Genomic DNA, 23,888 nt, shown 5'->3' with positions numbered 1-23,888 from the left:
CCACCCCCTCGAAGGGGGCGGGGCCGACGGCGAGGTGCCGGGTCCCTCCGCTCGGTGCGACTACCGTCGTTCCCTGCACGACGACCCGCCCCAGCGCGGGGACCGGGCGCGGGAACGTCGTCCGGTCGCGGATCCACGGCGGAGGTTCAGCAGACGATGCGCATGCTCGTCACCGGGGGTGCCGGGTTCATCGGCGCCAACTTCGTGCACCAGACGTTGCGCGAGCACCCCGAGTACGAGGTCACCGTGCTCGACGCGCTGACCTACGCGGGCAACCCCGCCTCGCTGGACGCGGTCCGCGACGACATCGAGTTCGTGCACGGCTCGGTGGCCGACGCCGACGTCGTCGACCGGCTGGTGGGCCGCTGCGACGTCGTCGTCCACTTCGCCGCCGAGAGCCACAACGACAACTCGCTGCGCGACCCCGCACCGTTCCTGCAGACCAACGTCGTCGGCACGTTCACCCTGCTCGAGGCGGTGCGCCGGCACGGCGCCCGCTACCACCACATCTCCACCGACGAGGTCTACGGCGACCTGGAGCTCGACGACCCGGCGAAGTTCACGCCCGAGACGCCGTACAACCCGTCCAGCCCGTACTCCTCGACCAAGGCGGGCTCGGACCTGCTGGTGCGGGCGTGGGTGCGCTCCTTCGGCATCCACGCCACCCTCTCCAACTGCTCCAACAACTACGGGCCCTATCAGCACGTCGAGAAGTTCATCCCGCGGCAGGTCACCAACGTGCTCTCCGGGCTGCGGCCCAAGCTCTACGGCGCCGGGGAGAACGTGCGCGACTGGATCCACGTGGACGACCACAACTCCGCCGTCCACGCGATCCTCGACCGCGGCCGTTCCGGCGAGACCTACCTGATCGGCGCCGACGGCGAGAAGAACAACCGCGAGGTGCTCGCCCTGGTCCTGGAGCTGACCGGGCAGCCGGCCGACGCCTTCGACTCGGTCACCGACCGCGCCGGCCACGACCTGCGCTACGCGATCGACGCCACCAAGCTGCGCACCGAGCTGGGCTGGACGCCGCGCTACACCGAGTTCCGCGACGGGCTCGCCGCGACCATCGACTGGTACCGGGAGCACGAGGCCTGGTGGCGTCCCCTCAAGGACGGCGTCGAGGCGGCGTACGCGGCCCAGGGGCAGTGAACGCCGTCATCGTCGGCGCGGGCGGGCAGCTCGGCCGGGCGCTGCGGCGCGAGTTCCCCGGCGCGGTCGCCCTCGACCGGGTGGCGCTCGACGTCACCGACGCCGCCGCGGTGGAGGCGTTCGACTGGACCGGCGTCGACGTCGTCCTGAACGCCGCCGCCTGGACGGCGGTCGACGCCGCGGAGGACCCGGCGAACCTGGCGGCCGTCCGGGCGGTCAACGTCGACGCCGTCGCCCACCTCGCCCGGGCCGCCGACCGGGCCGGTGCCGCGCTCGTGCACCTGTCCAGCGAGTACGTCTTCGACGGCACGCACCCCGGGCCGATCCCCGAAGAGCTCCCGCCCGCGCCGCTGTCGGTCTACGGCCGCAGCAAGGCCGACGGCGACGCCCGCGCCACCGCCGTCGAGCGCCACTGGCTGGTGCGCACCACCTGGGTGGTGGGGGAGGGCGGCAACTTCCTGCGCACCATGGCCGGCCTCGCCGACCGCGGTGTCTCGCCCTCGGTGGTCGACGACCAGATCGGACGGCCCACCAGCGCCCGCGACCTGGCCGCCGGCATCCGCCACCTGGTCGTGACCGGCGCGCCCTACGGCACCTACAACCTCACCGGCGACGGCGAGCCCGTGTCGTGGGCCGACGTCGCCGCGCTGGTCTTCACCGCGCGCGGCCGCTCCGCCGACGACGTGTCGCGGGTGAGCACCGCCGAGTACTTCGCCGGCCGGATCGGCGTCGCGCCGCGGCCGCTGAACTCGGTGCTCGACCTGGCCAGGATCCGCGCCACCGGCTTCCGGCCGGTGCACTGGCGCGACGGACTGCGGCACCACCTCGCCGGCCTCAGCTGACCCCGCAGCCCCGCCGGTACCGACACGTGGCGCGCATCGGTCAAGCTCTGCCGCCGCCCTGCCGATGATCAGCGCGTGTGGTGGGCCTGGATCGTCGGTGGACTGGTCGTCTGGACGGCGGTCGCCGCGTCCCTGGGTGTCCTGATCGGGAAGGTGATCCGCCGGGCGGACGACCTCGCGACGCCGTCCTGGGCCCCCGCCGAGCAGCTCGCTCCCGCGGCCACCGCCGTGCGCACCCGCCGCCGCGCCGTCCCGCTGCCCCCGGTCGGGGTCGGGCTGGCCGCTGCCGCGGTCGTGCTCATGGCCACCGGCTTCCTGCTGCGCCTGAACGGGGCCACCGGCTCCGCCGCCCAGCTGCTCTCCATGGACGCCCCGTTCTCCCTGCCCCGCCTGTTCGTGGCCGGCCTCTTCGCCGTCGCCGCGATCGCCGCCGTTGCCGGGGCCGCCCGCAACCCCGGCCGCCGCACCTGGTGGCTGGCCGTGGGGGTCGTCGCCGCCGGCATCGCGTCGGTCAAGGCCGGGGGCACCGTGCACGCCGACGCGATGGCCGCTCTGTACTCCGCCGTCGGCCGGCCCGCCGCCATCGCCGTCAGCGCGGTCGCGGCCCTTGCCGTCGTCGGGGTGCTGTTCTTCCTCAGCCGCACGGAGCGCCGTGACCGGCGCCGGGTCCTGGGCAGCCTCGCCGGCTACGGCGTCGCCTCCGTCGGTCTCTCGGCTCTCTCCGCCCTCGCGCCGGCGTCGCTGGGGATCGCCGCCACCTTCATCGAGGAGTCCGGCGAGGCGCTGGCCGGTGTGGCGTTCCTGGTCGCCGTCCTCATCGGTGTCGCTCCGCGACTCGTGCTCCCCGCCGGCTGGGTGCTTCGCCGTGCCGACGACGCGCACTCCCTGGAGCTGGCTCCGCAGGTCGTCCGACCGCTCGGCGACCAGCCGCGCTGACGGCGGCGGGCCGGTGCGGGGATCCCTCAGAAGCCGGACCGGACCTCGCCGCACCGGCACCGGTACAGCGTCGCCGAGCTGAAGGCGTCCGGGCCGAGCCAGCGGAAGCGGTGCAGGTGCACCGCCGGGCCACGGCGGTCTGCAGGCGCGGATCCGGCACCGTGCACCCGGTGGCCGCCGAAGCGCGGGGATGACGTCACGACCACTCCTTCCCGGCGGAGCGGCCGGCCCGCCTGCCCTGCGCCGCCTGCCGTGTGTACCACCTGAGCGGGCGATGTGAACCCGACCCCGTCGCGACCGTGGGCGAGGGGTGGCGTCGTGCCCGAGGCGCGGGTCGGACCCCAGGGGCCCGACCAGGCCGTTCTCAGTCCCTGCTTCGCAGCGGTCACCGGCACGTCGGGCTTTCGTCATCCCAGCGTCACCGACCGGCCACCTAACGGTGAACCGCGCAGGGTGGCGGAGGCCTGCCTCCCGATGCCGTGTCGGCGCCCCTTGCGGCCGGCGTGCCGGCGTGGCAGAACGCTCACCACGCGCACCCGGCCCCCGAGGTGGCCGTGGTCCATCGAAGGAGGCACCCCTGAGCGTCCCTCCCGAACCGGATGACGAAGGTCACGCCGGCGACAGTTCTTTCCACCCGGACCGAGAGTTCGAGGGGGTCGAGGAGCGCGATCCGTTCGACGCGCTCTTCGGTATCGGCCTGGCGTGCGCGGCCGGGCTCGTCGGCTGCGCGGTGGCAGTCCTCGCCTGGGGTGGTGTGCTCTCCGAACAACCGCGCGACGGTGTGCCCGTCGCGGTCAACTTCCCCTTCGGCGGGCTGACCGGGGGACCCGCAGAGCAGGAGGCCGCGCCGCTCGCGTCCGCGCCGGGCGGTGCTGCTGAGGAGAGCGTTCCGGTCGCACCGGTCGGCGACGGGGCGCGATCAGCAGGCGACGGCGACGGCGACGGCGGCGTCGGCGGACGCGCCGGTTCCAGCGTCTTCATCGGCGATCGTCGGACTGCGACGCTCCCGGCGGCGGTCCGGCGCATCCTCGAGGGCGTGGACCGGCAGGGAGACGCGGCGCCGGACAGCGGGCCGACGACGAGTGCGCCGACGACGACCACTCCGCCGACGACGACCACTCCGCCGACGACGACCACTCCGCCGACGACGACCACTCCGCCGACGACGACCACTCCGCCGACGACGACCACTCCGCCGACGACGACCACTCCGCCGACGACGACCACTCCGCCGACGACGACCACTCCGCCGACGCCCACGACCGAACCGACGCCGTCGACGACGACCCCGCCGTCGACGACGACCCCGACGCCGACGACGACCCCGACGCCGACGACGACCCCGCCGACGCCCACGACCGAACCGACGCCGACGACGACGACCCCGCCGACGACGACGACCCCGCCGACGCCCACGACCGAACCGACGCCGACGACGACGACCCCGCCGACGCCCACGACCGAACCGACGCCGACGACGACGACCCCGCCGACGACGACGACTCCGCCGACGACCGAGCCGACGCCGACCACCACCGGACCGACCATCGTCTAGCGGGGACGCCGACGTGCGCGGTTCCGCGCCGCACGTCCGGCACCTGCGCCCCGACGTGCGCTGCGGAAGGCGCCGGCCAGGCTCCTGCCGCCGAGCGGTCGAGGGGCGGTGGCGGAAGCGGTCCGGACGCGCCGGGCACCCCCGGCCTGGAGGACGGCTCCAACCGTGCTGCCACCACCCTCCTCGTGAGGCGGCGTCCGGAGACGGCGGGCGGTCACACCACCGGATGTCCACCTCCACGCCGACGAGCTGTCAACGGGCCGTCGGCCCGCGGACAGCTCGTGCCCGCATGATGGTCCGCATGATGCTGACCGTGCTCGCGATCTGGGCGGTCGTCGCCGTCCTGGCCGCCGTCTTCGTCGCCGCGCTCGGGAGGAGCGCGTTGCACGAGGAGCAGGCGCAGGACCGGGACCGGGCCGGCGCGGCGCTGATCAGGTGATGACGCCCAGCTCCCGGAGCCTGACGACGACCTGCTGAGCCGCCTCCTCGGGGCTCGTCGCGGTCGTGTCGATGTGGATCTCCGGATCCTCGGGCACCTCGTAGGGGGAGTCGATGCCGGTGAAGTTCGCGAGCTCCCCCCGCCGAGCCTTGCCGTACAGCCCCTTGACGTCGCGTCGTTCGGCGACGTCAAGCGGGGTGTCCACGAACACCTCGCAGAACTCCCCCCCGCCGACCATGTCGCGAGCCATCCGTCGCTCGGACCGGAACGGGGAGATGAACGAGACGAGGACGACGAGGCCCGCGTTCACCATCAGGCGCGACACCTCGCCCACGCGGCGGATGTTCTCGACCCGGTCGGCCTCGGTGAAGCCCAGGTCCTTGTTGAGGCCGTGCCGGACGTTGTCGCCGTCCAGCAGCGTCGTGTGCACTCCGAGCGCGTGCAGCCGCTTCTCCACGAGGTTGGCGATGCTCGACTTCCCAGCGCCCGACAGCCCGGTGAACCAGACGACGCAGGGCCGGTGACCCTTCAGCTCGACGTGCGCCGCCTTGTCGACGTCCATCGCCTGCCAGTGGACGTTCTGCGAGCGCCGCAGTGCGAAGTGCAGCATCCCCGCCCCGACGGTGGCGTTGGTCAGCCGGTCGATGAGCACGAAGCCACCCATGTCCCGGTTCTCCGCGTACGGGTCGAAGGCGATCGGGCGGTCCAGGTTGAGGTTGCAGACCCCGATCTCGTTGAGCGCCAGGGTCGTGGCCGCCGTGTGCTCGAGCGTGTTGACGTCGATGCGGTACTTGGGCCGGCTCAGCGACGCGGGGACCGTGCGCGTCCCGAGCTTCAGCAGGTAGGGCCGACCCGGCAGCATCTCGTGCTCGGCCATCCAGACGACGTGCGCCTCGAACTGGTCGGCGGAGCCCGCCGGTGAGTCCGCAGCGCACAGCACGTCGCCGCGGCTGATGTCGATCTCGTCGGCGAGGGTGAGCGTCACCGACTGCTCGGCGACGGCCTCGTCGAGGTCGTCGTCCATGGTGACGACGCGCGTGACGGTGCTCTGCTGCCCCGAGGGCACCACGCGGACCCGGTCACCGGGCCGGACCCGGCCGCCGACGACGACCCCCGAGAAGCCGCGGAAGTCGTGGCCCGGGCGGTTGACCCACTGGACCGGCATGCGGAACGGCCCATCCTTCGCGTGCTGCCCCACGGGAACCGTCTCGAGGTGCCCGAGCAGCGTCGGGCCGTGGTACCAGGGCGTGTTCGGGCTGGGCTCGGTGATGTTGTCGCCGCGGAGCGCCGACATGGGGATGCAGACGATGTCGGTCAGCCCGATCCGGGCGGCGAAGTCGCGGTACTCGGCCTCGATCTCCTCGAAGACCTCGCGCGAGTAGCCGACCAGGTCGAGCTTGTTGACGGCGACGACGATCCTGCGGATGCCGAGCAGGGAGACCAGGAAGCTGTGCCGCCGGGTCTGCGTGAGCACGCCCCGGCGCGCGTCGATCAGGATCACCGCGGCCTCGGCGGTCGACGCACCGGTGACCATGTTCCGTGTGTACTGCTCGTGGCCCGGGGTGTCGGCGACGATGAACTTGCGCTTCTCGGTGGAGAAGAACCGGTAGGCGACGTCGATGGTGATGCCCTGCTCCCGCTCGGCGGCCAGCCCGTCGACCAGCAGCGCGAAGTCGAGCTCACCGCCTTGCGTCCCCGTCTTCGAGTCGGCCTCCAGCGCCTCGAGGTGGTCCTCGAAGACCAGGTGCGACTCGTACAGCAGCCGGCCGATCAGCGTGGACTTGCCGTCGTCGACGCTGCCGCAGGTGATGAACCGGAGCAGCGACTTGTGCTGGTGGATGTCCAGGTAGGACTCGATGTCCTCGGCGATGAGCCCCGACGGCACGGTCATCAGAAGTAGCCCTCCTGCTTCTTCTTCTCCATCGAGCCGGCGGAGTCGTGATCGATGACCCGGCCCTGGCGCTCGGAGGTGGTGGTCAGCAACATCTCCTGGATCACCGCGGTCAGCGTGTCGGCGGTGCTCTCCACCGCGCCGCTGAGCGGGTAGCAGCCGAGCGTCCGGAAGCGCACGCTGCGCAGCTGCGGCTCCTCGCCGTCGAAGAGCGGGAAGCGCTCGTCGTCCACCATGATCAGCGCCCCGTCGCGCTCCACCACGGGCCGCGGCGCACCGAAGTACAAGGGGACGATCGGGATGCCCTCGAGGTAGATGTACTGCCACACGTCGAGCTCGGTCCAGTTCGACAGCGGGAACACCCGCATGGTCTCGCCCGGGTTGCGCCGCACGTTGTAGGTGCGCCACAGCTCGGGACGCTGCTGCTTGGGGTCCCAGCGGTGCTGCGCCGAGCGGAGGGAGAAGACGCGCTCCTTGGCGCGGGACTTCTCCTCGTCGCGGCGCGCGCCGCCGAACGCCAGGTCGAACCGCCACGTGTCCAGCGCCTGCTTCAGGCCCTGGGTCTTCCACATGTCGGTGTGCGTCGCCGACCCGTGGCTGAAGGGGTTGATGCCCAGCTCCAGGCACTCCGGGTTCTGGTGCACCAGCAGCTCGATGCCGAGCTCGGCGGCCGTCTTGTCCCGGAACTCGTACATCTGCTTGAACTTCCACGTCGTGTCGACGTGGAGCAGCGGGAAGGGCGGGAGCGCGGGGTAGAAGGCCTTCCTGGCCAGGTGCAGCATCACCGAGCTGTCCTTGCCGATCGAGTAGAGCATCACCGGGCGTTCGCTCTCGGCGACCGCCTCACGGAGGATGTGGATGCTCTCGGCCTCGAGCCGCTGCAGGTGCGTGAGCGTGTCGGTCATCGTCGACCCCCGGTCTTCACTGGACATCCCGCTGCACCCTCTCGATCTCGGTGAGCACCCGCTCGGCCATCTCGGGCCGGCACACCACCAGGTCGGGGAGGTACGGGTCGGGCTGGTTGTAGCGGAGCGGCGACCCGTCGAGGCGGGACGCGTGCAGTCCGGCCGCCACCGCGACGGCGACCGGTGCGGCGGAGTCCCACTCGTACTGACCGCCGCCGTGCACGTACAGATCGGCCTCGCCGCGGACCACGGCGGCGACCTTGAAACCGGCCGATCCCATCGCGACGAGGTCGGCGCCGAGGGCCTGGGCGACGCCCGTCGCGATGGCCGGGGGCCGGCTGCGGCTCACCGCCATGCGCCACGGTGCCGCGGCGTCCCGGGAGGGGGCCACCGCGGCGGGGTCGGTGGCGAGCACGGTCCCCAGCCCGGGGAGCGCCACGGCGCCGGCGACCAGCGAACCGGCCTCCCACAGCGCCACGTGCACCGCCCAGTCGGACCGGCCCTCCGAGTACTCGCGGGTGCCGTCGAGGGGGTCGATGATCCACACCCGGCTCGCGTCGAGCCGGGTGGCGTCGTCGACCGCTTCCTCGGACAGCACGGCGTCGCCCGGCCGGGCCACGGCCAGCCCGGCGGCGAGGACCTGCTGCGCGGCCGCGTCCCCGCGCTTCTTCACCTCGTCGGCCGGCAGGTCGCCCACGCCGGACCGCAGCTCGAGCAAGGCACGCCCGGCCGTCCCGGCCAGCTCGACCGCCAGATCGACGTCCGACAGCCCCTCCCGGTCGAGGTCCCTGATCGGCGGCTGCGGCTGCGGGGGCATGGTCGTCCTCACTGGTCAAGCCTTCCGGCACGGCCGGGGGGCGGTTCGAGGTGCGTCATCTTGCATGTCGACCGGGTGTCGGAACAGGGGCTCGTTCCTCGTGCGCGGCGGTGGTCGGCCGAAAGGCTGCCGGGGCGGCGCTGCGGGGTCTGTCGTGGACGACCCGTACCGGCTCGGCTACCTCCTGTCGCGAAGTGCATCGGACAGCCGCGCTCATCCGTCAGTTCACCGGCGCGGACGTCGCGGTGGGTCCGGCTTCGCGGGCGGCCTGGCGGCGGCGGCGTTCCTGGCGGGCCAGGGGCGCCTCGCCGTGCCGGACCCGCACCCACGTCCAGGCCGCGAGGCCGCCGACCAGCGCCGCGGCGACGGTGACGAGGACGACCACCGTCGAGGCCCCGAGCAGCTTCACCCCGGACGCCAGGAGGATCACGGTGAGCGCCCGCCGGACCAGGCTGCCGGGCGAACGCGAGGAGACCCGGGCGCCCAGCCAGACCCCGGGGATGGCACCGACCAGCACGCTGGCGGTCAGGGCGAGGCCGAAGTCGCCGAACATGAGGTGCCCGACCGAGGCCGCCGCCACCAGCGGCACCGCCTGGACCAGGTCGGTGCCGACCAGCTGCCCGGCCCGGATGGAGGGGTAGAGCAGCAGCAGGGACACGATCATCAGCGACCCGGCGCCCACCGACGTCATCCCGACGACCAGCCCTCCGCCTGCCCCGACGAGCACGGTGGCCAGGCGCTTCACCGGGATGGTGCTCAGCGGCCGCTCCGGCGCGTCGGCCCGGCCGCGGGCCCGACGCCGTTCCCTCTCCCGCAGCCGGAGGTAGGCCTTCGCGGCCATCGCCAGGGAGGCGAGGACCAGGACGCCGCCCAGCGCGGTCAGGAGGATGTCCTGGAGGTTCCCGCCCTCACCGATAGACCGCAGCAGCAGGACTCCGGTGAACGCCCCGGGGATCGAGCCCACGCACAACCACGCGACCATGCCCAGGTGGACGGTGCCGCGTCGCAGGTGCACCACGCCGCCGATCGGCTTCATGAACAGGCTGGCCACGACGTCGCTCGACACGGCGGCCAGGGGCGGGACGCCGAAGAAGAAGACCAGGATCGGTGTCATCAGGGCGCCACCGCCCATCCCGGTCAGTCCGACGACGATGCCGACCAGCAGGCCGGCGACCGCGATCGCAGGATCCCAGTCCATGTCCACCCCGTGCCTCGGTCGGTGACGCATCGCGGTCTCGTCTGCCCCGGCCGGCCTCGACGACGGGCCGGGCCGGGGGCCCTTCGTTGGCCGCCGACCATAGGGGCTCGTGCGGCCGGCCAGTAGGTTTCGCGTCCCGGGAAAAGAACGCCGCCCGACGGGTCCGCGAACACTCGTCGACGAGCGGACGGCCACCCGGCGAGTTCCTGACCGACCGTATGTGCTGAGTCAGCTCTCCGTGGGGGCGGCCGAGAAAGGTCGGCCATCCCCGCCGTAGCGCGTGCCGACCACTTCTCCTGGACGCCTGCGATCCCTATGGTCCGGCTCCATCATCGGGACGGTTGCGGGCGAGGATGGCCATGGCTGCAGACGCACAGCAGACGTACCTGCGAGTTCTGCCGACAGAGCACAGCAGCCCGCCCGGCACCCTCGCGACGGCCCGTCGGCGTCGGAGCGCCGTCCGCAGCAGCGGATGCGAGGAGTGATGAGCGGGCGGGCGCATCCTCTCGAGAAGCGTCGGGTGCGGCTGTCGAGGAACACCGTCCGGCAGCCGTCGGCGTCGACCTCGCTCGGCCACCTCCGCGGCGGCCGCAAGCGCGGACGCAAGCGCAGGTTCTTCATCCGCACGGTGCTCGTGTGTGCGGACCTCGCCGCCTTCGCGCTGGCGATGACGCTGACGTCCCGGCCCAGCTGGAAGATATTCGTCGTCCTGCTCCTGATCCTCGTGCTCTTCCACGCCGGCGGTCTGTACCGACCGCGGCTGAGCCTGTCGGTGCTCGACGACGTCCCCGACATCCTCGGGCGGTCGCTCGCCGCGGGCGCCCTCGCGATGGTGCTCGGCGGGCTGAACGACGGGACGGCCGGACTCGCCCGGCTGGTCACCTGCGCCCTCTTCGGCGTGCTCTGCATCGTCGGCCGGGCGGTCGCCTACGGCCTCATCCGGGAGGCCCGGCGCCGTGGCCGGCTGCGACAGCGGGCGCTGATCCTCGGCGCGGGCTCGGTCTCCGGCGAGCTGGCCGCGAACCTCGCGGCCCATCCGGAGTACGGCCTCATCCCGAAGGGCATGCTGGACGACGACCCGCTGCTGGACCAGCAGGAACGGCCCGTTCCCCTGCTGGGCGGTTACGAGGCGCTCACCGATGTCGTCCTGGAGCACCGGGTCGACCTGGTCATCGTCACCTTCGGCTCGGTCAGGGAGTCGGAGATCGTGCACCTGCTGCGGGCCTGCGACCGGCTGGCCTGCGAGATCCTCTTCGTCCCGCGGCTGTTCGAGGTGCACGCGGTCACCAAGGACACCGAGGTGCTGTGGGGGATGCCGGTCGTGCGCATGCGGCGGGCGCCGTTCCGCACCAGGGCCTGGTCGGTCAAGCGGGCCAGCGACATCTTCATCTCATCCAGCCTGCTGCTGGCGCTGGCCCCGGTGCTGCTCCTCTGCACGCTCATGAGCCTCTGGGAGACCAGGTCGGTCGTCTTCCGCCAGACCAGGGTGGGTCTGGACGGGCGCCCGTTCACGCTCCTCAAGTTCTGCTCGATGCGACCGGCGGAGGAGTCCGAGGCCAACACCCACTGGAACATCGGTGAGGACGAGCGGCTGGGCCCGTTCGGGAAAGTTCTGCGCCGGACCTCGCTGGACGAGCTGCCACAGCTCTGGAACGTCCTCCGTGGCGACATGAGCCTGGTGGGTCCCCGGCCCGAGCGCCCCTTCTTCGTCGACGAGTTCACCCGTCAGTACCCGTGGTACTTCGCGCGGCACCGCGTCCCCGTGGGGCTCACCGGGTGGGCGCAGGTGCACGGGCTGCGCGGGGACACCTCGATCGAGGACCGCGCCCGCTTCGACAACTTCTACATCGAGAACTGGTCGATGTGGGGGGACCTGAAGATCCTGCTCCGGACGGCCAGCCAGGTGTTGCGCGCCGCCGGCAGGTGAGCCCCCGCCCGTCCTGGAAGGGCGGTGACCGCGTGTGGTGCCCGCTGCACCGCTGAGCTCGGTGTCCGGCCTCGGAACCGGGCGCGCACCGACCCCGCGGGGCCGGGGACACCACCGGCCTCGTGGCCCGGCGCCGCACCTCGCCCCGTGGACCGGCGCCGCACCTCGCCCCGCGGACCGGCACGGACCCGCCCCGTCCACCCGGCCGGTGCGACGGCCGACGGGACCGATCCACTTCGCCGGCGGCTGCGACCGGACATCGGTCCGATCGCGCCCGGCCTGGACGGCGGCGGACCCGCACAGGGGCCGACGTGCCCGTGCACCCGGCTCAGGCGACGGGGGTGCGCTCCCGGGTGAGCTCGCGGGACCGCTGCGGGGAGCTCGGCAGCTGCGTACCGCGTACCACTCTCCAGCGGTACAGGAGGTAGCCCGCGGCCAGGACGCCGGCCAGGGCCAGCAGCCCGACCGCAACGAGGACCAGCGTGCGTGACGAGCCGCCCGCGGGGATCTCCACGGTCAGCGCGGCCGGGGCGGAGCGGTTGCCGGAGGCGTCGACGGCGGCGACCGAGTACTCGACCACCCTGGGGGCCGCGGTCTCCGACGCCGCCGGCAACTGGTCCCGCATGCCGGTCGTGGGCACCGAGGCGATCTCCACGCCGTCGCGCGAGACGACGTACCCGGCCACCGGGACACCGGTGCCGCCCGGCACCCAGCGGTCCCCGTCGCTGGCGGCGGCCCAGGAGAGGGCGACCGCCCCGGAGGAGAGCACCTGAGCCTGCACCGTCGGCGGCGACGTGGGCGGCACCTGGTCGGCGGGATCGGCCGCGGGCGGCCCCAGCGGCATCTCCGCGTGCCGGTAGGTGCGGCTGTGCCAGTCGCTCGCCAGGACCACCAGGCCGGATCGCGCGTCCAGGACGTCCTTGGTTCCCGTCGGGTTGCTCAACTGGTGACCCGTGCCGTTCACCAGGGTCGTGCCCATCCCGGGCGGGAAGGCGATCGCGTCCAAGGGCGACGTCTTCCTGACGATCGAGCCGTTGTAGCTCGCGAGGACGTGCAGCGCATTCGTCGCGACGTCGACCTGCACGATCGGATCGTTGAACCCTTCGTCGAGCGAGCTGACGGGGACGGTGGACCACTGCCCTCCGGGAGCCCGCACGAGGACGGCGATCTCGCCTGCGGCGGGGTTGCCGATCGGCTCACCATCGGCCGTCTTCACCACGGCGACCAGCGTGTCTCCTGAAGCCCCGGGGATGCGCCCGAGGCTGACGTGGTTGTCGGCGACGTTGGGCCCGCTCACCGCCACTTCGTGGGTCCAGACCGTGGGGTCGTCCCCGGCGCGGTGCGACGCGAAGCGGAAGGAGCCGCTCGCCTGGTCCGACCAGAGCATCCCGACGCGATCGTCGAAGGCGATCAGGGCGCCGGCCTCCACGGCCCCGCCGGGCCCTCCGGACGACAACGTCGTCACGCGGCCCCAGGTGAGCCCACCGTCCAGGCTGCGGATGACCACGACGTTGGTGGCGGTGGCGTAGCCGACCCAGAGCGCGCCCGCCGCGTCCTTCGCGATGGTGGGTGGCGAGCCGGAGTTGCGCGGGGTCACCAGCACGGGGGCAGCGACCCGGTAGTCCCGCGCGGCTGCGTCGAAGGACAGGTTCACGTAGAACAGGGACGCGTCGCTGCTCCGGGTCACGACGTGGACGGCGTCACCGTCCCGGAGGGCGTCCCCGACGTCCCCGGTGTCGGTGTTGACGACCGCCGATGTCGGCCGCCAGATGTGGTGGGGCATGAGCTCGAAGACCCGGACCGAGCGGCCCGCCGGCTCGACGATCAGCGCCCACCAGGCGTCCGCGTGGAACCACAGCTTGCTCTGGTTCTCGCTGCCGGTTGGCGGATCCGCGTACTCCGGGCTGTACCCGGGGCCCTGGAAGGTCTGCGGCTGCGTGGTCGTGTCGGCCCCGGCCGGGACGGTCCCGCCGGTGGCCAGCGCGACGACGAGGGCGAGGAGCCACAGGCCGCGAGACCGCCGGCCCCTCCGCTTCACGCCGGCTCCGGGGCGGGCACGTCACCGGCCGGCTGCAGTGCCCGGGTCGCCTGCGCGGGCGACCGCGAGACCCCGCGCCGTGCGCGCAGCCCGAGCCGGCGCTTGACGAGGATGACGCCGAGCAGGCCACCGTCGAGGTAGTCCAGCGCCAGCGTGCGCAGCCGCCGGGGGGAGATGCCGAGCGGCGCCACGGCGATCACGTACACGGGAGCCGCGGCCGGGTCGACGAGCTCCGACGGGGACCCCCCGTCGACGAGGAGCAGCTCACCGGTCTCCTCGTGGCGGAGCTCGGAGGGCATGGCGTCCCCGGCCTGGCGCGTCTGCGCGCGCGCTGCGTCGACGATCTCCTGGGGCGCCTGCAACCGCACGGGCCGGACGGTGGACATCGCGATCGCGACCATGACGAAGATGCGGTGCCGCAACCCCTCGGCCGACGGGGAGCTGATCAGGGTGAGCCGCCCGGCCGGAGCGGTGGCGAGCCAGCGGGTCACCGCGGCGATGCCGCGCACCCCGCGGGCGCCCAGGTAGGTCCCCGGTGTCGCACGGGGCAGCTCCACGATCCCCAGCAGGGGCACGCCCACGGCGTCCTTGACGTCCGGAGACGTCACGCAGGGCTGGCGGAGGGCGGCGATCATCGCGATCAGTCCCAGCCCGAGGACCAGGCCGGCGAGTGCGCCCGCTCCCGCCTGCAGGGGGTAGGAGACCGGGTCCAGCGGCGTGGTCGGCACGAGGGCGGGCGAGAGGACGGCGAACTCGCCGACGCCGGAGCCGGCGCGGTTCAGCTCCGCCGCGTACGCCTGGGCCGCCAGGTCGGCCATCCGCGCCGCGGTCACCGGGTCGTCGTCGCGGGCCTGCACCACCATCGTCACGGAGTCCGGCCCGGCGACCACGGACAGCGTGCCGGGGACGAGGCCGTTCGCCTCACCGCCCACCGCCGGGCCCAGCGCCGGGTCCGCGGCCACGGCATCCGCGACGGCCCCGCCGGAGAACACCGACTCGGCGAGCGACGGGAGGACCCGCTGGTGGACCGTGAGCTGGCGGGCGACCACCAGCGCCTCGGCCTGGTACGTCCGCTCGGCCCGCACCACGAGCAGCGGCACGGCCGCTCCCACGAGAAGGCAGACCAGGGGCACCCAGCTGAAGTGCCTGAGGCACCAGCTCAGCTTGCGACCGAATCTCGGTTGTTCGGAGCTCACAGACATAGTCCCCGTCCTCCACCTGGCCGGCTCGGCGGAGCGCCACCATAGCCGCTGATCGGCCGTTGGGGATGGGGTATCGTCCGCCCTCCCTCGGAGGCCTCCCGGCCGCCCCCACGACCCCGGAGAGACCGGATGTCGAGCTCACGGCAGAACGCCAGCAGGAAGACGGTGCTGATGGTGGGGAAGGGAGCGCCCGACCGCGGCGGCATCCCGACCTTCCTGGACACGCTGCTCGGCAGCCGCCTGGCCCTGGACCACGACCTCCGGTTCCTCAACGTGGCGCACGCGGGCACCCCCGAGGGCGGGCACGTGACCTGGGGCAACCTCCGTCGCACCGTCCAGGACGCGGTGTCGGTGTGGCGGCGCGCCCGCGGGTGCGACATCGTCCACATCCACTCGGCGCTGGCGCCGGCCGTGACCGTCCTCCGCGCGGCGCTGCTCGCCGCCGCCGGTCGCGCCCGGGGCTGCTCCGTCGTGGTGCACGCGCACGGCGGGAACATCCAGTTCTGGCTGACCACGCCGCTGCGCCGCTTCCTCCTGCGGCTGGCCATGGTCCCGGCCTCCCGGGTGGTCGCGGTGTGGACGGCGGGTGAGCGGGCTCTCCGCCAGGTCCTGCCCGAGGGGCGCGTGCTGCTCATCGACAACGGAGTGCCGGTGGAGGGTCGTCCCCAGCGCGAGGGCGACCACGAGCCGCCGCGGGTCCTCTACGTGGGTCTGCTGACGCCGCGCAAGGGGGTGCTGGACCTGCTCGAGGCGTCGCGGCTGCTGCGGGACAGGGGGGTCGACCACGAGACCTGGCTCCTCGGAGGGACCCCGGACGAGGGGCCGGCCGCGGAGGCGGAGGTCCGCGCCGGCCTGGACGGGTCCGCGCGGCTGCTCGGTACCCGAACCCCCGAGGAGATGCCCGCCGAGTTCGCCGCCGCGGACGTGTTCTGCCTGCCGTCCTGGTGGGAGGCGATGCCCTTGTCGGTGCTCGAGGCGATGGCCGCCGGGCTGCCGGTCGTCGCCACCGACGTGGGAGACGTGGCGCGCTCGGTCGCCGACGGGGTCACCGGACGTGTCGTGCCGGTGCAGAGCCCGAAAGAGCTCGCGGATGCGCTCGAGCCGCTGCTCACCGACCCGGAGCTGCGGCGCCGCATGGGGGAGGCGGGGAGAGAGCGGGTCGTGGAGATGTTCTCCAGCGAGGTCACCGCCGCTAACGTGTCCGCTCTCTACGACCAACTCGTCCCGGCCGCACGGCGGCGGGGCCGCGCGGGAGGAGCCCGATGACCATCCTCTGTTACCACTCGGTGGAGCCGGACTGGGAGTCCCCCCTCGCGGTCAGGCCCGAGGCGTTCGCCCAGCAGATGGCGTGGCTCAGCCGCAGCCGCCACGTCCTCCCCCTCGCCGACGCCCTTCCCCGGCTGGACGCCCGCATGCGGTTGCCGAGCGGAACGGTCGCGCTGACGTTCGACGACGGTTTCGCCGCGCTGCACGAGCACGTGCTTCCGGTGCTCACCCGCCTGCGCCTGCCGGCCACCGTCTTCCTCGTCGCGCAGACCCTCACGCCGGCCGGCCGGCCGGTCGACTGGGTCAAGGGCGCGGGCACCGCGCGCCTGACCACGCTGACCTGCGACCAGGTCCTCGAGATGCAGGACGCCGGTGTGGACTTCCAGTCGCACAGCTGGGCCCACCACGACCTCACGGACCTGTCCTACGAGGAGTGCGTCCGAGACCTGCGAGCGAGCCGGGAGTTCCTCTCCGACCTCCTCGGCCGGGAGGTCACCCAGCTGGCCTATCCCCGCGGGCTGCACGACGCCGGCGTGCGCAAGGCGGCCGCCGCGGCCGGCTACACGCACGCGTTCGCGTTGCCCGAGACGGCCGAGGTGTCAGGGCCCTACGCCGTCCCCCGGGTCGGCATCTGGCGCGGGAACGGGTTGCTCGCCGTCCGCGTCAAGGAAGCACGTCCGTACCTGCCCCTGCGCACGTCGGACCCGGTCGCCCGGAGCGCCCGTCGGGTGAAGGCCGTGGTCGGGAAGGTGCGCGCGAGGGCCTGAGCAGGTCAGGCCGGACGGGACGTCCCGCCCGGGAGCGTGCGCCGCAGCGGCCACGTCAGCCCCTGCACCAGGAGCTGGCGGTGGCGCGGCATGCGCCGGCTCCACTCGTCGTCCAGGCGGATGGTGACCGGCCCGACGCGGAACCGGTTCGGGTTGCCGGCCACGGTGTGGTTCACGTCCAGCACCACGGAGTCGTCGTCGACGAACGGTGCGGCGGCGTCCTCGCCGAGGAAGGTGAGGATGCGCGAGACCGTCACCCGGGGCTGGGCGGCGAACTCCTCGTAGCGCACGAACATCCACCGGTCGGCCGGGACGTGCCGGCGCAGGGCCGCGGCACCCAGGCCGTTCTCCATCCAGCGGCTGACGCTCGACAGCAACCCCCGGGTCCCCATCGGCCGGGATCCCCCGTCCACCCGGATCGTCTTGTCCCGCCTGCCCCACGAGAAGACGACCGCGCGAGGGTCGCGCACCATGTGCAGGACGTAGAGGTCGACGTCCGGGAGCCCTGCGAGCACGGCGGCGTCCTGCGCCCGCTTGGAGCTGTCGACGATGACGCGCGCCCCGGTCACCTCGGCGACCGCCCGCACGAGCTGGTCCGTGACCGTCCGGATCGGCTCGAGCGGCCGCCAGTCGGCGCCGGTCGCCGCGCTCCGGACCACCCGCAGCCGGCGCCGGCGGGAGGTCAGCAGCGCCTGGGCCGAGGCGACCTCCCCGGCGAGCGCTGCGACGGTCCCGGTCCGGCCGGCCGCGACCTCGGCGACGACCGCGGACCAGAGGGGGCACTCGCCCACCGGGAGACCGCACCCGCACGTGCGCCGCTCCAGCAGTCCGCGCTGCCACAACCACCGCAGCTCGCCGACGTCGACCACCCCGTCGACCGCTCCCAGGATGCCGGCGAGCACCGTCGTGCCGCTGCGTCCCGGCCCCACGATCGACAGAACCTTGATCCGTGCCACCTCGCGAACAGTAGCGGTCACAAGGGGCCCGGAATGTGCGACGATCCCCGGCCTGTGAGCGGAGAGGCGGTCCGGGCGTGGATCTGACCACGGTGTTCGTCGTGGCTCTGTCGCCGCTCCTGGGCGCCTACGTCATCGCCTGCTTCCGCGACCCGGTGCGCTACGCGTTGCCCCCCTACGCGGTCCTAATCCCGTTCGGCTCGAGCTTCAAGGTCTTCCCCGGGGCGTTCGGCGGGATCTCCTCGCTGCTCGGCCTGCTGCTGGGAGCCGCGCTCCTGATTCAGCTGGTGACGACGCGGTGGGGGAGCGCCCGGATCCCGCTGGCGATCCCCGTGTGGCTGGCCTTCCTCGCCCTGTCCGGGTTCTCGCTCTTCTGGAGCATCGCGCCGGGCGCGACCTTCCTCGACCTCCGCATCCTGGCCAGCAACGTGGTCCTGCTGGTGGCGCTCGTGCTGACCCGCTTCGACCACCGGACGCTGCGGCTCTTCGCGACCTCGCTCATGGCCGGCGGGGTCGCCGTCGTGGGCTACGGCCTCGTGCAGATGACCCTGCTCGGCGGTCTCCCGGGGAAGAGGACGGGGCCCGGTGACGGCCCCCCGCGGTTCGGCGACGACCTGCTCGGGGCCAACAACGAAGCCGCCGCCCTGCTCCTCCCTCTCGCGGTGGCCGCGTCGCGCACCCTGACGGAGTCCGGCCGGAGCCGCCTCCTCCACGGCGCCGCGACGCTGCTCCTCCTCCTCGGGATCCTCATGACCGGTTCCCGCGGCGGGTTGCTGAGCGCCTTCGTCGTCTTCGCGGTCGTCCTGTGGCTCGGCATCGCACCCCGGGCCCGCAAGGCGGTGATCGCCACCTCGGTGGTGGTGCTGATCGCGCTGGCGCTGATGTTCCAGCCGTTCGGCTTCGGGCGGCGGCAGGTCGAGAACTCGACGAACTCCTCCGGGCGCACCGACATCTGGATGGTCGGCGCCCAGGCCTGCCCGCTGTACTGCCTGGGCGGGGCCGGCTGGGGTGCCTTCCCCACGGTCTACCAGCAGGAGCTGTCCTCGACCCCTGAGGCGCGGGTGCAGCCGCGCGGCGCCACCTTCGAGCCGCACAGCATCTTCCTGCTCGCGGTGATCGAGGTCGGCCTGCCCGGCTTGGTGATCATGGTGCTCGGCCTGGCGGTCGCCCTGCTGAGCGCGTGGCGACTGCCCGCCGCGATGCGGGCCCCACCGATGGCGGCCCTGCTGGGCACGTGCGTCTCCTCCTTCTTCCTGTCCAACATCAACTACAAGTTCTTCTGGGCCGTCATCGCCTACGTCGCCGTCTCGGAGACCGTCGCTGCGGCCACCCAGGAGCGGGCGGAGCCGGCGCGCCCGGCAGTGGGAGGTCTCGTGCCGGCCCAGCAGGAGGTGCAGTGACGCTCGAGCGCCCGATCTTCGTCGTGGGCACCATGCGTTCCGGCAGCACGCTGTTCCGGCTGGTCCTCGACGCGCACCCGAACATCTCCATCTGCGAGGAGACCGGCTTCATGGGCGGCCTGACGGCCGCGAAGGAGATCCCGAACTGGGCGCGCGGCCGGAACTGGTTCGAGCGGCTGGGCTTCACCGAGGAGGAGTTCGACGCGCGGCTGCGCGGATTCTACGCCGGCATGTTCGAGCGGCACGCGCAGTCCCAGGGCAAGAGCCGGTGGGGTGAGAAGACGCCTTTCCACTCGCGGTACATCGCCCAGATGGCGGCGCTGTTCCCGGACGCAGTCTTCGTCGCCATCGTCCGCCACCCCGGCGCGGTCGTGCACTCCCTGGTCGAGAAGTTCCACTACGAGACCTCGGATGCCGTCACCTACTGGGAGAGCACGAACAAGGAGATCCTGCGCCGGGGCCTCGAACTCGCCGACGACCGTTTCGCCCTGCTGCGCTACGAGGACCTCGTGGCGCACCCGGAGGAGACCCTGCACGAACTGGTCGAGTTCCTGGACGAGCCCTGGTCGGAGGACCTGCTGCGCCACAACGACGTGCAGGCCGCCCGGGGCACCCCCCGGATCTCGGCAGGCGCCACCAGGACCCGGGATCCCATCACCACCGACCGCGCGCACCGCTGGTCCGACTCGATGACGGAGGACACCCGCCGGCTGCTGGAGTCCTCCGCCGGCCCGCTGGCCCGCTTCCTCGGCTACCAGCCGACCGAGCCCGGGGCGCCCGGGGCGCTGGTGCCCCCGAACGCCGAGGGGCGGCGCCGGCTCCTGACCCGTGCCGGACTCGCGGAGCGGCAGGCCGGCGAGGGGGCGGTGTCGGTGGCCGAGGACACGGCGGCCGTGATCATGCCGGACATGAGCCCGGCAGAGCTCGCGAAGCGGCTGCAGGCGGCCGAAGCGGCTCTGGCACGGATCCGGTCGAGCCGGGCGGTGCGCTGGACCAATGCCGCCCGGCGGGCGCAGCGCCGGGCCACCGGGGTGCCGATCGAGTTGTTCGGCGCCGCGAGCGGCGCGGTGCGCAACCGGACAGCGCCGCGCGGCACGCCGCCCCCCGGGCCCGCCGGCCCCCGGGGGGGCGGGGGGCCGGCGACGCCCGCGCGCTCGTGGACGCGCCGCGGGCGCCGCAGGGCCTGCCGGTCGTCAGCCGACGGCTGACGACACCCGCCGGAGGGACTCCACGCCGGTCACGGCGTCCGCCTGGCTCACCAGGGCGGAGTCGTGGTGCTCGTTGCCGTTGACGTAGTCCTTGCCCGGGCAGTACGAGGCGGTCCACCCCTCGAAGCTGGAGCGGTAGGACTCGAAGGTGTCGGCGCCTGTTCCGCCGTACAGGTAGGACGTGCTGCACTCCGTGTCGGTGATCGTGTCGTCGCCGGCGCCGCCGTAGGCCTTGTCGATTCCCCAGGCGACGGTGATCCGGTCATGTCCTCCGTCGCCGCGCAGGGTGTCGTTCCCCGCGTCCATGTCGGCGGAGGACTCGTCGACGACCTGGTCGTCCCCGGCGTTCCCCTGCACGACGTCCGCCCCGCGCCCACCGTTCACGACGTCGTTCCCGTCGCCACCGTTGATCTTGTCGTTGCCCGGACCACCCGTGACGGCGTCCGCTCCCGGGCCGCCGCACAAGAGGTCCGCCGCCAGCCCCGGCACCGCGTCGTCCGAGTAGAAGTCGCCGCCGACGATCCTGTCGTCACCTCCCGCGCCGTAGATGACGTCCGCCACGCCGGACTGCCCCACGAGCACGTCGGCGCCCGCCGTCCCGACGATGGTCGCCGGTTTTCCGAAGCACAGGGGAGTGGCGGCCTGCGCGGCCGTGGCCGGCGCCATCACCGTGGTCACCAGGAGGACCGCGGGCAGGACGGACGTGCGTCGCTTCATGGCAGGTTCCCCCTCGACCGTGGATGACGTCGGGAAGTACGTTGTTGCGCCCGGCACCGGGGAGACAGGGACCAACTGCTCTGTGCCACGGCCGGTGGCCGGTCGTGACCCCTGCGTCCGTGTCCGAGCACCGTGCGTGGTGAGGGCCAGGTCGTGGAGAGGACCGGACGGGGCGCGGAGCTCCCCCCAGCGGGCGCACGCTGCCGGTTCCCGGGCGCGGCGGAGGTCGGGCGCGACGATCAGCCCGGTTCGAACCCGACGAGCCGGACGAGGCGCTCGGTCTCCTGCCGAAGGTACCCGGACGCCGCGCGGAGGGAGGCGCTGCGCACCTTCCCCGGGATGCTGCGGGACGGGCTGTCGACGAGCGCCGCCCACTTGTCCAGGGTGATCAGCAGCTGGTGGCAGCGCATCTCCTCCGCAGGCAGCGCACCGTCGCCACGGTAGCCGTCGATCACCGCTCGCTCGCGGCGGTCCAGATCCTCGGCGCTGTACGCCGCGCCGTGCGTGTGCAGCTGCAGACCTTGCATCCGGAGCGCCACGAGGAAGCGGCAGAGGTCCTCGACCCGCGGCACCCGCCACCGCGTGAGCGGGTCGAAGACGGCGAGCCGATCGTCCTCGAGCAGGAACACGTTTCGCGGGGCGTAGTCGCCGTGCCCGACCGCCAGGGGCAGGCGGGCGGGCAGGACGTCGGCAGCCAGCCGCGCGCCGGACCGGACCGCCTCTCCCGCCGTCCGCGTGCCGAGCCGATCGGTCAGGAACCCGCCGAAGGCCTCGAACCGGTCGACCACGTCGTCCCGGGTCGCCTGCCGGACCGGCAGGCCGGCCGCCGGCATCTGCTGCTGGAAGACGCGCAGCCAAGCGCCTGCTCGCCGCCAGGTCTCCTCGTCACCGCGCCGCGAGCGCCGGCCGATCCGTGGCGAGAACCGGCTGGCTCCCACCAGCACGTCGCGCAGCGTCGGCGCTGCCACGTACTCCATGAGGACGGTGTCGTGGTCGGCCAGGTGGTCCAGCGGTCGGACGGCCCCGAACTCCGGGTTCCCGTTCCCGAACATCGCCTGGACGGCGGTCAGCCCGGTGAACTCCAGCGCGGTCTGCTCCGAGGCCGGGAGCAGGGACGGGGTGAGCCGCGGACGCGCTCCCACGTCGCGCACCGCGTCCGACCAGCCGCGGCGGACCTTGGCCAGGACCTGCGGCCGGGCGGTCCGGTGCCCGACGTGGACGGCGTAGAGCACCGCGCGCGGCCGGTCCACGAGCCGGCGGAGCCGCACGTGCGGTCGCGCGCCGGTGCCGGGAAACCACTGGTCCGCGCACTCGGCCACGCGCTGCCGGATCACCTCTTCGGCACCGGTGGCCGGACGTCCGACCGGTCGCGCGGGCCTCACCACCGGCGCCCTCCCGGTCGACCTGCCGTCGCGCCGGTCGCGGTGCGCTCGTCCGACCGCGCACCACCGGGCGTCGCCACAGGTCCCACTGCCTACCGCCCCAGGGCTGGTTCCTCGACGACGTGCGGCGCATCCGCCCGCTTGCTCCCGGGCGCGGGCTCGGACCGGTACCGGCGGCCCCGCTTGACCAGCAGGACCCGGGCCTCGGCGCTGCCGCCCAGGTGCTCGAGCACGGCGGCCCGCAGGGCGGCGCTGCTGATGCCCTCCCGGGCGACGAGGACGGCGGCGGTGAGTTCGGGCGGCTGCACCAGGTCCAGCGGGTCGTTGCTGTCGATGACGGTCAGGCCGGTCGGGCCATCGGTACCCGAGAGGTCGAGCCGGCCGGGGTCGGCGCCCAGTGCGGCCTTCCGCTCGGAGACGACCTCGTGCAGGTCGGCGGGCCCGATGAACCGGATGTCGCGGACCCGCATCAGGACGCTCGTGAGGGCCACGGACAGCTTGCCGCGCATCCGCTCCTCGCCGGCCCGGCTGACCAGGACGATCGTGGGGGTCTTGAGCCGCAGCAGCCGGCGGCACACCGGGATGAGCCCGGGGAACTGGTCCGGCCGGGCTGACCGCCCCCGACGCGTGCGGGGCACGGTGACGGTGCCGAGCGCCGGCACCCCGGTGGCGTCGTCCACCCCCGCCGCGTCGATGACCGGTCGCCGGACGGCGAGGAGCAGGGACACCGCCGTCAGCCCGAGCACGAGCCCCGTGGCCCCGCCCACCACGACGGCGAGTTTCTCGTTCAGGGCCGGGCCGGGCGGGGGAGGTGGCTGCGCCTGGCTCAGCAGCTGGAACAGCCCGACGCCCGCCCCTGGGGCGTTCAGGGCGTCGACGAAGGTGGTGGCGGCGGTGTTGGCCAGGTCGGCCGCGGTCTGCGGGTCGGGATCGTGACCGATGACGCGGAAGACGATGGAGTCCTGGTCCGCCACCAGGGAGACCCGGTCCGGCACGATGTTCCTCAGCGGGACGACGTCACCGAAGCCGGCGGCCACCGCCTGCGCGACCTGGCCGTTGTCGAAGACCGTCTCGCCGTAGCGGGGCATCGCCGTGAGGCTCATGTCGAGCCGCGTCGCGACGATCAGGGCGTCGGCCTCCGCCGGCTTCTCCACCCTGCTCGCGGCCAGGGGCGCGGCGACGGCGCCGAGGAGGACGCACACGAGGAACACCGGCCAGTACCGGCGCAGCCCCCACCGCAACATGCCGATCGCGTCGCCACCGGGTCCGTTCATGGTCTGCTCCTGTCCG

The 23,888-nt window shown here is 73.3% G+C and carries 21 protein-coding genes; 9 read left to right on the top strand and 12 right to left on the bottom strand.

Annotation, left to right across the window (positions count from 1 at the left end; all coding sequences use genetic code 11):
- Positions 1–156: 156 nt before the first annotated feature.
- The 3 genes from rfbB (at position 157) to QOZ88_RS14315 (ending at position 2,930) form a co-directional block, all read left to right on the top strand.
- Complete coding sequence (gene rfbB, locus QOZ88_RS14325) at positions 157–1,152, top strand: dTDP-glucose 4,6-dehydratase (RefSeq protein ID WP_306000418.1); 996 nt, start codon at positions 157–159, stop codon at positions 1,150–1,152.
- Entirely contained in the window at positions 1,149–1,994 is an 846-nt protein-coding gene (locus QOZ88_RS14320; protein WP_306000417.1) for an SDR family oxidoreductase, read from the top strand. Before rfbB ends, QOZ88_RS14320 begins: the two co-directional genes overlap by 4 nt.
- Before the next feature lie 75 nt (positions 1,995–2,069).
- The gene (locus QOZ88_RS14315) at positions 2,070–2,930 is read left to right on the top strand and encodes a hypothetical protein (RefSeq protein WP_306000416.1); all 861 of its coding nucleotides are present in this window, start codon (positions 2,070–2,072) and stop codon (positions 2,928–2,930) included.
- A gap of 26 nt (positions 2,931–2,956) precedes the next feature.
- Here the strand turns inward: QOZ88_RS14315 and QOZ88_RS14310 are convergent, their stop codons facing one another.
- Together QOZ88_RS14310 and QOZ88_RS14305 are read right to left on the bottom strand one after the other, a co-directional pair.
- Positions 2,957–3,130, bottom strand: coding sequence for a hypothetical protein (locus QOZ88_RS14310; protein WP_306000415.1), 174 nt, complete (start codon positions 3,128–3,130; stop codon positions 2,957–2,959).
- A gap of 409 nt (positions 3,131–3,539) precedes the next feature.
- Positions 3,540–4,466: a hypothetical protein gene (locus QOZ88_RS14305; protein ID WP_306000414.1), complete on the bottom strand. Its 927-nt coding sequence runs from the start codon at positions 4,464–4,466 to the stop codon at positions 3,540–3,542.
- A gap of 320 nt (positions 4,467–4,786) precedes the next feature.
- Between QOZ88_RS14305 and QOZ88_RS14300 the strand changes: the two genes are divergently transcribed.
- Positions 4,787–4,924: a hypothetical protein gene (locus QOZ88_RS14300; protein WP_306000413.1), complete on the top strand. Its 138-nt coding sequence runs from the start codon at positions 4,787–4,789 to the stop codon at positions 4,922–4,924.
- On the opposite strand, the gene cysN is transcribed toward QOZ88_RS14300, so the two are convergent.
- The 4 genes from cysN to QOZ88_RS14280 form a co-directional block, all read right to left on the bottom strand.
- Positions 4,917–6,815 (bottom strand): sulfate adenylyltransferase subunit CysN, encoded by a 1,899-nt coding sequence (cysN, locus tag QOZ88_RS14295; protein WP_306000412.1) that lies wholly within the window; start codon positions 6,813–6,815, stop codon positions 4,917–4,919. The genes QOZ88_RS14300 and cysN overlap by 8 nt on opposite strands.
- Positions 6,815–7,720 carry a sulfate adenylyltransferase subunit CysD gene (cysD, locus tag QOZ88_RS14290; protein ID WP_306000411.1) on the bottom strand — a complete coding sequence of 302 codons (906 nt, stop codon included), beginning with the start codon at positions 7,718–7,720 and terminating at the stop codon, positions 6,815–6,817. The genes cysN and cysD overlap by 1 nt, the downstream gene beginning before the upstream one ends.
- Positions 7,721–7,736: 16 nt before the next feature.
- Positions 7,737–8,537, bottom strand: coding sequence for a 3'(2'),5'-bisphosphate nucleotidase CysQ (locus tag QOZ88_RS14285; protein WP_306000410.1), 801 nt, complete (start codon positions 8,535–8,537; stop codon positions 7,737–7,739).
- A 220-nt stretch (positions 8,538–8,757) separates the two neighbouring features.
- Entirely contained in the window at positions 8,758–9,735 is a 978-nt protein-coding gene (locus QOZ88_RS14280) for a sulfite exporter TauE/SafE family protein (RefSeq protein WP_306000409.1), read from the bottom strand.
- A gap of 520 nt (positions 9,736–10,255) precedes the next feature.
- Between QOZ88_RS14280 and QOZ88_RS14275 the strand changes: the two genes are divergently transcribed.
- Positions 10,256–11,662 carry a sugar transferase gene (locus QOZ88_RS14275; RefSeq protein ID WP_306000408.1) on the top strand — a complete coding sequence of 469 codons (1,407 nt, stop codon included), beginning with the start codon at positions 10,256–10,258 and terminating at the stop codon, positions 11,660–11,662.
- Between the two features lie 328 nt (positions 11,663–11,990).
- On the opposite strand, the gene QOZ88_RS14270 is transcribed toward QOZ88_RS14275, so the two are convergent.
- On the bottom strand, positions 11,991–13,700 hold the full coding sequence (locus QOZ88_RS14270; protein WP_306000407.1) for a fibronectin type III domain-containing protein: 1,710 nt from the start codon (positions 13,698–13,700) through the stop codon (positions 11,991–11,993).
- Positions 13,697–14,800 (bottom strand): hypothetical protein, encoded by a 1,104-nt coding sequence (locus QOZ88_RS14265; protein WP_306000406.1) that lies wholly within the window; start codon positions 14,798–14,800, stop codon positions 13,697–13,699. The genes QOZ88_RS14270 and QOZ88_RS14265 overlap by 4 nt, the downstream gene beginning before the upstream one ends.
- Before the next feature lie 231 nt (positions 14,801–15,031).
- On the opposite strand from QOZ88_RS14265, the gene QOZ88_RS14260 reads away from it, so the two are divergent.
- Both QOZ88_RS14260 and QOZ88_RS14255 read left to right on the top strand, forming a co-directional pair.
- The gene (locus tag QOZ88_RS14260; RefSeq protein ID WP_306000405.1) at positions 15,032–16,168 is read left to right on the top strand and encodes a glycosyltransferase family 4 protein; all 1,137 of its coding nucleotides are present in this window, start codon (positions 15,032–15,034) and stop codon (positions 16,166–16,168) included.
- Complete coding sequence (locus QOZ88_RS14255; protein ID WP_306000404.1) at positions 16,165–16,935, top strand: polysaccharide deacetylase family protein; 771 nt, start codon at positions 16,165–16,167, stop codon at positions 16,933–16,935. Before QOZ88_RS14260 ends, QOZ88_RS14255 begins: the two co-directional genes overlap by 4 nt.
- A 5-nt stretch (positions 16,936–16,940) precedes the next feature.
- On the opposite strand, the gene QOZ88_RS14250 is transcribed toward QOZ88_RS14255, so the two are convergent.
- Positions 16,941–17,891 carry a sulfotransferase gene (locus QOZ88_RS14250; protein WP_306000403.1) on the bottom strand — a complete coding sequence of 317 codons (951 nt, stop codon included), beginning with the start codon at positions 17,889–17,891 and terminating at the stop codon, positions 16,941–16,943.
- A gap of 101 nt (positions 17,892–17,992) precedes the next feature.
- Here QOZ88_RS14250 and QOZ88_RS14245 point away from each other — a divergent pair, with 101 nt between their 5' ends.
- Positions 17,993–19,291, top strand: a complete 1,299-nt coding sequence (locus QOZ88_RS14245) for an O-antigen ligase family protein (protein ID WP_306000402.1) — start codon at positions 17,993–17,995, stop codon at positions 19,289–19,291.
- Positions 19,288–20,499 carry a sulfotransferase family protein gene (locus QOZ88_RS14240; protein ID WP_306000401.1) on the top strand — a complete coding sequence of 404 codons (1,212 nt, stop codon included), beginning with the start codon at positions 19,288–19,290 and terminating at the stop codon, positions 20,497–20,499. The genes QOZ88_RS14245 and QOZ88_RS14240 overlap by 4 nt, the downstream gene beginning before the upstream one ends.
- Here QOZ88_RS14240 and QOZ88_RS14235 read toward each other — a convergent pair.
- From QOZ88_RS14235 to QOZ88_RS14225, 3 genes are all read right to left on the bottom strand, one after another.
- Positions 20,485–21,216 carry a calcium-binding protein gene (locus tag QOZ88_RS14235; RefSeq protein ID WP_306000400.1) on the bottom strand — a complete coding sequence of 244 codons (732 nt, stop codon included), beginning with the start codon at positions 21,214–21,216 and terminating at the stop codon, positions 20,485–20,487. The genes QOZ88_RS14240 and QOZ88_RS14235 overlap by 15 nt on opposite strands.
- Positions 21,217–21,455: 239 nt before the next feature.
- A complete protein-coding gene (locus QOZ88_RS14230; protein WP_306000399.1) occupies positions 21,456–22,550 on the bottom strand; it encodes an aminoglycoside phosphotransferase family protein in 1,095 nt (364 codons plus the stop codon).
- Between the two features lie 140 nt (positions 22,551–22,690).
- On the bottom strand, positions 22,691–23,872 hold the full coding sequence (locus QOZ88_RS14225; protein ID WP_306000398.1) for a YveK family protein: 1,182 nt from the start codon (positions 23,870–23,872) through the stop codon (positions 22,691–22,693).
- Positions 23,873–23,888 lie beyond the last annotated feature (16 nt).

It is taken from the genome of Blastococcus carthaginiensis (assembly GCF_030731085.1).
Taxonomy (GTDB): Bacteria; Actinomycetota; Actinomycetes; order Mycobacteriales; family Geodermatophilaceae; genus Blastococcus; species Blastococcus carthaginiensis.
Note: the sequence above shows the minus strand (reverse complement) of the source record. Positions and strands in the feature narration are given on the sequence as shown.